Annotated in this window: 12 protein-coding genes and 2 tRNA genes; 7 read left to right on the plus strand and 7 right to left on the minus strand. The window is 58.6% G+C overall.

What is annotated here, in order from left to right:
- Window positions 1-84: 84 nt before the first annotated feature.
- Window positions 85-158 (plus strand) — tRNA-Phe (locus WKI84_RS04030).
- On the opposite strand, the gene purB is transcribed toward WKI84_RS04030, so the two are convergent.
- Window positions 147-1,502: an adenylosuccinate lyase gene (purB, locus tag WKI84_RS04035; protein WP_337862242.1), complete on the minus strand. Its 1,356-nt coding sequence runs from the start codon at window positions 1,500-1,502 to the stop codon at window positions 147-149. The genes WKI84_RS04030 and purB overlap by 12 nt on opposite strands.
- Window positions 1,503-1,614: 112 nt before the next feature.
- On the opposite strand from purB, the gene WKI84_RS04040 reads away from it, so the two are divergent.
- Genes WKI84_RS04040 through WKI84_RS04050 form a run of 3 tightly spaced genes read left to right on the plus strand, consistent with a single transcriptional unit; the run spans window position 1,615 to window position 3,846 of the window.
- A complete protein-coding gene (locus tag WKI84_RS04040) occupies window positions 1,615-3,087 on the plus strand; it encodes an RtcB family protein (protein ID WP_337862243.1) in 1,473 nt (490 codons plus the stop codon).
- Window positions 3,084-3,497, plus strand: a complete 414-nt coding sequence (locus WKI84_RS04045) for a DNA-binding protein (RefSeq protein WP_337862244.1) — start codon at window positions 3,084-3,086, stop codon at window positions 3,495-3,497. Before WKI84_RS04040 ends, WKI84_RS04045 begins: the two co-directional genes overlap by 4 nt.
- Entirely contained in the window at window positions 3,490-3,846 is a 357-nt protein-coding gene (locus tag WKI84_RS04050; protein ID WP_337862245.1) for a hypothetical protein, read from the plus strand. Before WKI84_RS04045 ends, WKI84_RS04050 begins: the two co-directional genes overlap by 8 nt.
- Here WKI84_RS04050 and WKI84_RS04055 read toward each other — a convergent pair.
- From WKI84_RS04055 to WKI84_RS04070, 4 genes are all read right to left on the minus strand, one after another.
- Entirely contained in the window at window positions 3,843-4,256 is a 414-nt protein-coding gene (locus WKI84_RS04055) for a 30S ribosomal protein S11 (protein ID WP_337862246.1), read from the minus strand. The two genes, WKI84_RS04050 and WKI84_RS04055, sit on opposite strands and share 4 nt — an antisense overlap.
- 487 nt (window positions 4,257-4,743) lie before the next feature.
- Window positions 4,744-4,902, minus strand: coding sequence for a hypothetical protein (locus tag WKI84_RS04060; RefSeq protein ID WP_337862247.1), 159 nt, complete (start codon window positions 4,900-4,902; stop codon window positions 4,744-4,746).
- 35 nt (window positions 4,903-4,937) lie between these two features.
- Window positions 4,938-5,915: a thiamine-phosphate kinase gene (thiL, locus tag WKI84_RS04065; protein ID WP_337862248.1), complete on the minus strand. Its 978-nt coding sequence runs from the start codon at window positions 5,913-5,915 to the stop codon at window positions 4,938-4,940.
- Complete coding sequence (locus tag WKI84_RS04070) at window positions 5,899-7,236, minus strand: hypothetical protein (protein ID WP_337862249.1); 1,338 nt, start codon at window positions 7,234-7,236, stop codon at window positions 5,899-5,901. Before WKI84_RS04070 ends, thiL begins: the two co-directional genes overlap by 17 nt.
- A 114-nt stretch (window positions 7,237-7,350) precedes the next feature.
- Between WKI84_RS04070 and WKI84_RS04075 the strand changes: the two genes are divergently transcribed.
- The 3 genes from WKI84_RS04075 (at window position 7,351) to WKI84_RS04085 (ending at window position 9,651) form a co-directional block, all read left to right on the plus strand.
- Entirely contained in the window at window positions 7,351-7,914 is a 564-nt protein-coding gene (locus WKI84_RS04075; RefSeq protein ID WP_337862250.1) for a hypothetical protein, read from the plus strand.
- Between the two features lie 249 nt (window positions 7,915-8,163).
- Window positions 8,164-9,444, plus strand: a complete 1,281-nt coding sequence (locus WKI84_RS04080; protein ID WP_337862251.1) for a DUF1264 domain-containing protein — start codon at window positions 8,164-8,166, stop codon at window positions 9,442-9,444.
- A 133-nt stretch (window positions 9,445-9,577) separates the two neighbouring features.
- Window positions 9,578-9,651: transfer RNA gene (locus tag WKI84_RS04085), tRNA-Thr, on the plus strand.
- A gap of 1 nt (window position 9,652) precedes the next feature.
- Here the strand turns inward: WKI84_RS04085 and WKI84_RS04090 are convergent.
- Both WKI84_RS04090 and WKI84_RS04095 read right to left on the minus strand, forming a co-directional pair.
- Window positions 9,653-9,901 carry a hypothetical protein gene (locus WKI84_RS04090; RefSeq protein WP_337862252.1) on the minus strand — a complete coding sequence of 83 codons (249 nt, stop codon included), beginning with the start codon at window positions 9,899-9,901 and terminating at the stop codon, window positions 9,653-9,655.
- A 297-nt stretch (window positions 9,902-10,198) separates the two neighbouring features.
- On the minus strand, window positions 10,199-10,939 hold a 741-nt coding region (locus tag WKI84_RS04095; RefSeq protein ID WP_337862253.1), incomplete at its 5' end, for a hypothetical protein.

Below are 10,939 nucleotides of genomic sequence, written 5' to 3' on the forward strand. Positions count from 1 at the left end.
GGCACATGAACAAGTGCAAAGCTCTGCCCGGCACTTTTTTGCAAAGATTATATATGATTTGAAAAAGTAGTGAGGCTGAGCAGTGCCGTCGTAGCTCAGCCTGGGAGAGCACTCCGCTGAAGACGGAGCCGTCGTGAGCTCAAATCTCACCGGCGGCACTTTTCATTTACCAGCTTTGCGACGCTGTCTATTATCTTGCCCGACGCAGCAAGGTGGCTCTTGGCGTCAAATATCTCCTCTATCTCTTTCTTTGAAAGCTGCTTTGCGATGCGCGCGTCGGCAGAGACGGCGTCTTTGAACTGCTCGCCCGACTCGAGCGCGGCAAAGGCCACGCGCTGTATATCGCGGTAGGCTTCAAACCGGGCGACGCCCTTTTTCACGAGCGCCTCAAGCACAAACTCGGCGTATATCTGCCCCTTTGTCATGTCCAGGTTTTTCACGACGCGGCCGGCGTCCACCTTCAGCTCTTTGACGACCTTGGACATCGAGTCGAGCATCTCGTCGAGCAGTATCGCCGCCATCGGGAGCGTGAACCGCTCGTTTGCCGAGTTGGAGAGGTCGCGCTCGTGCCAGAGCGGTATGTTGTCCATCGAGACAGAGACGAGCGACTTTAGTATCTTGGCAAGCGACGATGTGCGCTCGCTCTTGATCGGGTTGCGCTTGACCGGCACGGCGCTGGAGCCCATCTGCCCCTTGCGGAACGGCTCTGCCACCTCGCCTATCTCGGTGCGCTGCAGGTTGCGTATCTCGATTGCTACTTTATCCAGAGTAGCGCCGATGAGTGCCATCAGAAACTGCATCTCGGCATAGCGCTCGCGCGGTATGACCTGAGTCGCTGCTTCGACAGGGTGCAGTTCCAATTCTTTGGCGACCAGCTTTTCCACCTCAAGCGCCCTGTCGCCCATGAGCGAGCCGGTGCCCACCACACCACGGGTCTTGCAGAGCAGGAACCGCTTTTTACCCTCCTCTATCCTGTCCATGTGTCGGGCCATCTCTGCGGCCCACACTGCAAACTTTAGGCCAAAAGATATGATGCTTGCGTGTTGGCCGTGCGTCCTGCCTACAGCCGGCACGCCTTTGAATTCCACCGCCCTGGCTGCAAGGGTCTGCCCAAGGGCCGCCACCTTGTCCTCGATGATAGCAAAGGCGTCGCGCATCTGCATGCATGTCGATGTGTCGACGACATCGTTGCTAGTCAGCCCATAGTGCACCCAAGGCCGGGACGCGGGCGGCGACTGCTCGCTCAAAGCCTCCACCATCGCCGCTGTGTCGTGCTCGCTTGCTGCCTCCAGCTCAGCTACCCGGCCCAGCGTCACTTTTCCAGACGCTGCAGCCTTGCCAATGCCTTCTGCGGCGCCGGCAGGTATCATGCCTATCTTTGCCTGCGCCCTTGCCACGGCAGCCTCAAAGTCAAGCTGGTACTGCAGCCGCCTTTCGTCGCTGAAAATCTCGCGCATCTCAGTGCTACCGTAGCGTCCCGAGTCTATGGGCAGAATTGGCACATGAAAGGCAGTGGCGGGCGTGAAAATAAATCTTGCACTTTTTTGACGAAAGAAAAGCCGCAGACTAGGCAAAAGAAGGCTTATAATAACTTCATGCAGGTTCAATGTCATATTGAGCGAGATTGCTACCAGGGGCGGCCTCAGGGTCAGAAAGGTGGATGACAACAGGTTCAGGATAGACCCAGACGGCGGAAGGGGCATGAAGGTGCCGGTCACCATCTATGCAAACGACGCCCTAATCTCCAAGATGGTCACAGACAGGACGATAGACCAGGCTGCAAACGTGGCTACTCTGCCGGGAGTGCGCAAGCACGTCGTGGTGCTGCCTGACGGCCACGAGGGGTACGGCTTTCCGGTCGGAGGGGTGGCCGCCACCGACGCGGAGGAAGGCGTCATCAGCCCAGGCGGCGTGGGCTATGACATCAACTGCGGCGTGAGGCTCTTGCGCACAAACCTCATGGAGGCAGACCTGCGCCCCAGGTTGAAAGAAGTCGTTAACGAGCTTTTCAGATCGATACCATCAGGCGTCGGGAGCGAGGGCGCGATCAGGCTATCCAAATCAGAGTTGGACGAGCTGCTTGTAGAAGGGGTCGAGTGGGCCGTCAAGCGCGGCTATGGCACGAGGCACGACGCAGAGGTGTGCGAGGAGAACGGCACCATGAAGGGTGCAGACCCTGGGAGTGTTTCAGATACTGCCAGAAAGAGGGGCGCGCCCCAGCTGGGCTCGCTTGGCTCGGGCAACCATTTCCTGGAGATACAAAAGGTGGACAGGATATTTGACGAAAGGGCGGCAAAGGCGATGGGCATAGACAGGGAGGGCCAGCTCACCGTGCTGATACACTGCGGGTCAAGGGGCTTTGGCCACCAGATATGTACCGACTATTTGCGCGTCTCTGAAGCGGCGCTCAAAAAATACAGCATAACCCTGCCGGACAGAGAGCTTGCCTGCGTGCCAAACAACTCCCGGGAGGGCGAGAACTACCGCAAGGCCATGAATTCTGCATTGAACTTTGCATGGACCAACAGGCAGATGATAACCCACTGGACGAGGAAGGCGCTGGAGCGGGCCTTTGGCATGACAGAGGCCGACATGCAGGCCGAACTCGTCTACGACGTGTCGCACAACATTGCCAAGGTCGAGAGGCACAGGCTGGACGGCGAAGGCACCAGAGACGTGGTGGTGCACCGCAAGGGCGCGACGAGGGCCTTTCCGGCCGGCATGGAGCAGGTGCCTGCCAGGTACAGGCAGCTTGGTCAGCCAGTCATAATCCCGGGCTCGATGGGGACGGCAAGCTGGATACTGCTTGGCGGCAAGAACTCGCTTGACCTCAGCTTTGGGTCAACGGCCCACGGCGCCGGCAGGACCATGTCTAGGTCGGCTGCAAAGAGGAGCTACACGCCGGAAGGCGTCAGGGGCGGCCTTGAGGCCAAGGGCATCTACCTGAGAGCGCTGACAAAGGAGGGCATGGTCGAAGAGACGCCGGACGCTTACAAGGACGTCGACTCTGTAGCCGACGTGTCGCACTCGCTTGGCATCGCCACCAAGGTGGCCCGGCTCGTGCCTATTGGGGTGATAAAGGGTTGAGCAATGAAGAAGAAAACAACAGCAAAGACCCGGACATAGAGATAATCAAGGCGCGCAAGATGAGGGAGCTGCGCGAAAAGGCGGCCGCGATGGAAAAGGCCAGGGCTGCTCAGCAGCCGGCTGCGGCAAAAAAGAGGACGGCAAAAGAGATTGTGATGTCCTACCTGTACGACAGGGGCGACGAGGTGCTCAATGCCGCGTACGCGCAGTATCCTGCCCAGACTGCTGCAATAGTGGCCAAAGTGGCCGAGCTGATAGAGGCAGGCGAGATCCAGACCAGGATTTCAGGGGGCGAGCTCTTGTCGCTTTTCAGGTCGGTCGGCCTGAGAGTCAGGATAGACACTTCGATAAAGGTGGAGCAGGACGGCAAGCTAGTATCGTTCTCTGAAAAGCTGAAGCAGAATGAGTAGGGACGGAAAGGAGCCCCTTGGCACATTCATACTGGATTTCCAGACGACTGATTTTGCGCCAGACGAGAAGATAGCAAACGCTCTGCTCCAAGAGATGCAGCAGGCGTGCCAGCTTGAGAACCAGTACGCGCTAGACCCCCCAGTCGAGAGGGCCGGCTGGTCGTTTGCCAAGCTCTTCATTTCGGGCCAGTTTGCAGAAAAGATCTATTCAGGGCGGGCCTACGAAATCGACAAAGCAAAGGGCAAAAAATTCAACGACAGGTTCGTCTCGTGGCTGGCAGGCGAGCTGAAAAACAGGGGATGCGGCGCGCGGATAAAAATCGCGCCAGAGATGAGAGAGATGTCCTAGACCCTGCGGCCCCTTCTTCCGCCCGGCTTGCGGGTCGTGTCGTGCGGGATCGGCGTCACGTCGTCTATCCTGCCGATCCTGAATCCGGCGCGTGCAAGTGCCCTGATCGCAGCCTGTGCGCCCGGCCCCGGAATTCTCGGGCCGACTCCGCCCACCGCCCTCACGCGTATGTGTAGCGCGTTGATGCCCTTGGTCTTGGCCACCTCGGCGGCCGCGACGGCAGACTTCATTGCCGCATAAGGCGACGACTCGTACCTGTCGGCCGTGACGTGGCGGCCGCCAGAGCTGAACGAGATCGTCTCGCTCCCGCTCAGGTCGGTAATGTGGACAAGCGTGTTATTGTAACTGCTAAAGATGTGGGCTACCCCCCAACGGGTCTGCGTGACCTCGTCTACTGCTTCAGACGACATTCAGGCAGTATCGTCTTGCAAGAGGGTTAAAAACGTTATCAGCTGCTGGTGGTTACCATGCCCACCTTCAGGTAGATAGGCCATACCACTTCTTTTTTTGTTTCAGAAACGCGATCTCTTTCCCAGGCCTCTTTCAGGTCGGCTTTTTCTGCCAGAAAAACGGCAAAGCGTATGTTTGGCCCCGCCCGGGCGTTTTCGACCTGCTTTTTGCTTGCGTCGCTTGCGACGACCCTTTCAAAATACCCCTCAAGCAGGGCTCTGCTGCCTGGCCGTTTCCAGTGGCGCAGTCCCAGGCAAGCTCCTCCTTTTCACGAGGCAGGCAAGAAAGTCAAAAAGCGCCAGGGGGTACGACGGCCTTGACGCTGCATATTGCCTTGACTGCTTTGAGAAAAGATCCTTGAAATCCGACAATGGCTGTGTCTCTGCTGCCACTATTGGAGAGGTCAGGATAAGCTATTAACCTTTTGTCGCCGTCCAAGCTGACTAACTATTCGTCCTCTTCAAAGTACTTCTTGACCAGCTTGTCCATGCTCTCCCTTGACTTGCTGCCACTGCCGGCCATGACCTCCGGGTGCTTGTCGTTAAGGTGCTTGAGCACGAGCCTCACGGTGTCGCCGCATATCTTGCACCTTGCCTTGCCAAACATTGTCAGAAACTGTCTGCGGCGGAAGTAGTAAAACGTTACCGCGGCCGGGCAAGGTGCTGGTAGCCGCGGTTTTCAAGCAGCGACTTGCCGTCGTAAACCCGGCCGGCACCCTTTGTCACCGTGCCCACTTCGTGCAGGGCGACGCCGGCCTTTTTTGCAGCCGCCCTTGCCTCGGGCATCGACGCTTTTGGGATCGTCGCGATTATCTCGTACTCTTCTCCGCCGAAAAACACGAAGCTGCGCGGGTCAAGGCCGTTTGCCTGCGCAAACTCGTCGACACCGGCGGCCCTGACCTTTTCGTAATCTACTTTGATGTCCACCCTGCTGCTCTGGGTCGCTATCTCGTACAGCGAAAAGGCAAGGCCGTCGCTAGAGTCAATGGACGACGAGAAATAGCGCGCAAGGGCCATCCCAAATTCCTGCCGCGGCCTGGGTTCCAGGACGGATTCGACTGCCGCCTTGCGGAACTGGCCGCTTGGGGTCTTTATCGATCTGTCGCCAAGCAGCATGACAAGGCCGGCGGCAGGGTAGCCAAACATGCCTGACACCACCACCGCGTCGCCGGGGCGCGCCCCGCTCCTCCTTGGCACCGGCCAGCCTTTTGTGACTGCGCCCACCATGCTGCAGTCGATTACAAGGTCGCCGGCCTCGTTGGTGTCTCCCCCCACTATTTTGACGCCAAACTCTTGCGACGCGGCCTGGAATCCCTTTGCAAGCCCCTCGACATACCCCCTTGAGATGCCAGCAGGCAGCCCCAGCGAAATCATTGCCGCGACCGGCAGCACACCCTTGCACGCAAGGTCGCTTGCGCACGCGACCAGGCTTTTCCTTGCGACCTGCCAGGGCTTCATCTGCGCCGGAACGTCCGTGCTTGCGACCAGCATGTCTGCCTTGAAGGCCAGCTGTTCTTGCCGCGTTCCGGGCAGGTCTATTACTGCCACGTCGTCGCGGTCGGCTATCCCAAGCGCCGACGACATGATCCTGATTACTTCGGCCTCATCTAACCGCTTCATAGACGCGCTGGACCTTTTCGCTCATCTTTTTGTACAACGCCTGCGCCCTGTCGGCCCTCGACTCAACTGAGACCCTGATGGCGTGCTCTGTGTTTGACGGCCTGACAAGCACCCACGAGTCGTCGTCGATTATCGCCTTGACGCCGTCGCCGGTTATCAGCTGCGACGACTCGGCCTTTAGCTGGTCGGGCAGCATGTCAATGACCTTCTGGTGCACAGCCGAGTCTGCCGCTATTTTGGAGCGCACCTGCGCAAACTGCGACGCAAAGGCGAGGCAGTCTGAAATCGTCTTTCTGTCAAGGGTCGCTATCGTGGCCGCCGCCAAGAGGCCGTCGCGGCACATGTTGAACCTGGGCATGATAAAGCCGGCGCTCGAGCCCTCGCCGCCGGCCTCTGCGCCCACTTCGAGCATCTTGTCCACCACGTTTGCCTCGCCGACTTTGGAGTGGGTCACGCGCCCGCCGCGCTCTTGTACGTATTTCTCTATCGCGACGCTGGTGTCGATGCTCACCACGTAGCTCTTGGCGCCCATCTCGGCCGCTCGGGCGACGCAGAGTAGCAAGGTCGCGTCAGGGTTCAGCTTTTCGCCGGTCGCGCCGCTGACCACTACGAGCCTGTCTCCGTCAAGGTCGAGTGCAAAGCCGTGGTCCAGCTTGCCGGACAGGACAAGCGAGCGCAGGTCGGCAAGCTCGTCGGCGGTCGGGTCCGGCCCCCTCGACGAGACGCCTGCTATCCCGTTTATGCTTGAAAACTGCATGCCCATCTTTTTGAAGAGGAGCTCTGCATAGCCGCAGGCGGCCCCGCCGCCGCAGTCAATGCCGACCTTGGTATTGTTGTTGTTGCTGCCTGCAACGACAAGCGACGCCACGTCGTCGACGTAGGTGGTGCTTGTCGCGTATTCTTTTCCCGGCTGCTCGCCGATCCGGGGGCCGGAGGCAAGCATCTGCGCCAGCTCTTTTTCAAACAGCCCGCGCCCTTCCACTATGAATTTCAGCCCGTTCCATTCAAGCGGGTTGTGCGAGGCGGTGATTATGATCCCGGCCCCGTAGCGCCGCGCCTCCCTGAACGCGGCAGGCGTCGGTGCAACTCCCAGATTGTAGACATCGACGCCGGCAGACATCAGCGACGCGGCGGCTACCTGCGACATTATCCTGCCGGAAGGCCGGGTGTCCCGCGCAACTATGCATTTGCCGCCGGGCTTGGCGGCCGCTGCTGCTGCCGCCACTACCACGTTTGCAAACATGCCGGCAAATCGCGCCACCTCGTGCAGGTTGAGGTCGGATCCATAGATTCCCCTCACGCCGGAGATCGATACCTTCACGGCTTGGAAGTGCATATCGCAGATAATTAAACTAGCGCCAAAGGAAGTAGAGTACTGCTGGAAATTCTATCAACTATATGAGCGCGGGCGCATGACCTGTTCCTGTTGTTGTCGTTGTCGTCGCTGGCTGGTTACAGATACCTGCTCGTGCCGGTGGCCCTCGGGCTGCTCGTCCCCACGCTTGCCGTCCCCTGGGTGTCGATAAACCTGCTAGGCTCAAGGTCTTACACTCCGCCGGAAATCATGGCCGCCCTTGTGCAGCCTGCCGCTGCGAAAGAAGAAGGAAGGGCCGGGATAGACCTGTCCATGCTGCACGAGAGGGGCACCGTCCTGTCGGCGTCGGTGGCAAGCATGGCGCTCTATTCGGCCGCGATCGCAGCCATGATGGCAGCCATTCCCTACAGGGCGCGCAGGCAGCAGCTCGCCCTTGCCGCAGGCATCCTTGCGATAGCCGCAGGCTCCCTGTGGATGTACGCCATAGAGGCGTTAAAGTCCGGGTTTGCAGCTGCGGCGCAGATGACAGGCGGCATAATAGGCGAGGAGTTCAGGGGCAGGGAGGGCGAGCTTGCCAGCCTCTTCATAGTCACTGGCGCCGGGCCCTACTTTGCGCTTGGCGCCGGCGCGGTTGCCGTCGCGGCCGGCGGCTGCCACTACTACTTTGCCGGCGAAAAGAAATAGCGAGTTTGCAGCGCATCTCCCGCTTCTTTGGGCATAAGTGGCAGGCTGTTACAGAATATTGCTTGCTGCAAGCCGGTACATCATTTTTCTATATGAATTTATGACATAAGCGTACTATAATTACAAATTCTGGCATAAATTTGGCATAAATTTATATCAATCAGTCCATCTTAGGTTATGATGACCGACCAAGATTCACCGGATCATGAAAAAAATTCTGAAAACACCAGCAAAAATAGAAATAGAAAGATGATGACCATTGGCGCGGCTGTTTCGGCGGCCTTTGTCCTCATCCTGGCAGCAGCCATACCGGGGCTGGCCTTGAACGCAGGGGCCACAAACGCGGCGACAAAACCCACGGACGGGTACGACATACACGTTACGGTAGGCAGGCACGACAGCATGAACCTCGACGCGCAGATGGACCACTATTGCAAGCTGGACAACAGGATAGTGGCCGTGTGCCAGCTGTATGCGCGTGACAGCAACGCCAAGCCAGGCACCGGCCCCATGCTCTCCCAGATCGAGTTCATAATCACCGAGGAGCAGTACAAGCAACTGCCTGCAAGGGAAAAGCCCAGCTGGCACAACCACGCAGTCGAGCTGACGCCAGAGAGGGGAAGCCCAGGCTGCGTCGAACTGCCCCAAGGTCTTGAATGCGGTGCGCTGGTAGAGCTCTTGAAAAAGACCTACGGCAAGGTTATCACGATATGGGACCCTGCCGACCCCGTGCCAAGCTACCCGCCTTATGCGTTCCTTGTGGACAGCCCGTACGCGCTCGGGCAGGACCTGAACGACAACCTCCACAAAGAGTGGCCCACCAGCTGCGGCGAGGACTCGTCGGCAGAAGGGCTGGCATGCCATGACGGAGAGGTCAAGCTGAAGGTCAAGGCTCTCGGCCCGAGTGGCGAGGAGAGGCGCATGTTCATCAGGATAGGCCAGGACGGCAAGATCATCTCTGAAGGCTTTGCCCCGTTTGCGTTCAACGGGACGGAGGGCAAGACCTACCAGATGAGGGCGACAAACTTTGACGGCCTGGTGTTTGACAGGTGGGAGGACGGGAGCACCAACAGGCACCGCATGGTGACGCTCAGCGCAGACATGGAGCTGACGGCGCACTACAAGTTTGCGCAGGACAAAAAGTTCACGGCCAAGCTGAGCGGAGGCGAGGAGGTGCCGCCGACAAACAGCACGGCGACCGGCGCGGCAGAGCTGAAGCTGAACAGCAACGCAACCCAGCTGTCCTACAGGGTGAACGTAACCAGCATCGACAAGGTGACTGCAGCGCACCTGCACCTTGCTCCCAAGGGGGTCAACGGGCCAGTGGTTGCCACGCTCTACAGCGCGGCGCCAGGAGGCGAGGTTAACGGCATCCTTGCCGAGGGTACCATCGACGCGTCAGACCTGTCCGGCTCACTTGCAGGCAAGACGATAGGCGAGCTGGTAGATGAAATGGGGGCAGGCAACGTATACGTGAACGTCCATTCGTCGGACTATCCTGGGGGCGAGATCAGGGGGCAGGCAGGCTGACAGAAGCCGGCTAGCTCTCCCCCTCCCTCTTCTTTTTTATTTTTTCAGCGCAAACAGACAGACCAGAATTGTTGTTGGGCGTTTGGCGACGGGGCAATGATTATAATAGCGCACACAGAGTGTTGAACCGAGCGCCCTAGTAGCTCAGCCTGGCAGAGCGAGGGTTTCGTAAACCCTAGGCCGTGGGTCCGAATCCCACCTAGGGCTTTTACGTCAGCAAGTCCAGTACGGTCTTCAGTTCCGAGATCTCTTTTTCGGCCGCCACCCTGTCCACAGGGTCAGACGCGTATTTCAGCAGCCGCTCGCATGCTTCAAGCTCGGCAAGCAGTATCTCTTTCTTGTCAAGCGTCTGCTCGTGGTACGGATCGACAAAGCTATAAGTCACCCTACGAGAGGCGTTGCTGCCGCATGTCTTGGCGACAATGACTGATGGGACTTCAGAGTCAACGATATTCATGCCATGAAGAGCGCGTTACTGCCCTAAATATGAGGCTGAACTTTGTTAAGCTATACTATACACAAAGAATAGAAGGGGCAGGCCGCCGGTTGGCCGCAAAGAGGCATACATGAGGGAGCGTACGCCTGATGCTATATGGACGGCAGCCTTACCCCGTACAGTATTATTTGCAATTCGCGCTTATACGTCTCTAGCTCACGTCCACCCCGGATCCCTCCGCCAAGTATAGCCGCTTGCGACCTGCTGCTGCCCCCTGCCACCGCCGGCAAAAGCAGGATGCCATCGCCATGCCTACTACTATTTTCTGTTATTGCTGCCCGTGCTGCCGTTGTCGTCGTTGCCATTATCATTATTGTTACTGCTGACAGTAGCGACGTTGCCGCTCTTGAAATATGCGGTCACCTGCTCGTGCAGCTCGTGCACGGTCAGGCTCGTCGTGTTCGACCTTCCCCCGTCCGCCCAGCGGTCAAAGACGGTGTCGCCATAGTCGGCCACCGACACCGTGTAGGTCTGGCCCTCCTTGACAGGCACCGTCAGCGGGGTATAGCCGGTGAACGCAGTCGTCCCGTTCACGCTTATGACCGTCCACATCGTCACTATCTGGCTGTTCTGGTTGTACGCGTTCACGGTGAGCGTGTTCTGCGGCGTCGCCTCCGTCTCGAACTCAAAGAGCGCGTTCACGAACTGCTCGCCGCCGCTGTACGTTATCGTTTTTGCGCCTGAAGCTTTGTTGTCATTATCGTCGTCGCTCCACCGCGCAAACTTGTAGTTGGACCACTCTGACACGTGGATGGTGTATTGCCGGCCCGGCTCGCCTTCAAACCTGAGCGGGGTGTACCCGCTTGCGGCCTCTTTGCCGTCCGGTCCTGTGACCACTGCCCACATCGACAGCTGCGACCCGTCGGTGGTCATGGCAGATATGAGGAGGGCCGGCTCCGGCGGACCCGACCGCTCTGCATAGTACGCAGTCAGTATCGCCGAGTTATCGCCCAGCTTGACTGTCCTCTGCTTTGACCTGCTGCCGTCTTCCCAGTGGTA

The organism is Nitrososphaera sp. (assembly GCF_037447015.1).
Classification (GTDB): domain Archaea; phylum Thermoproteota; class Nitrososphaeria; order Nitrososphaerales; family Nitrososphaeraceae; genus Nitrososphaera.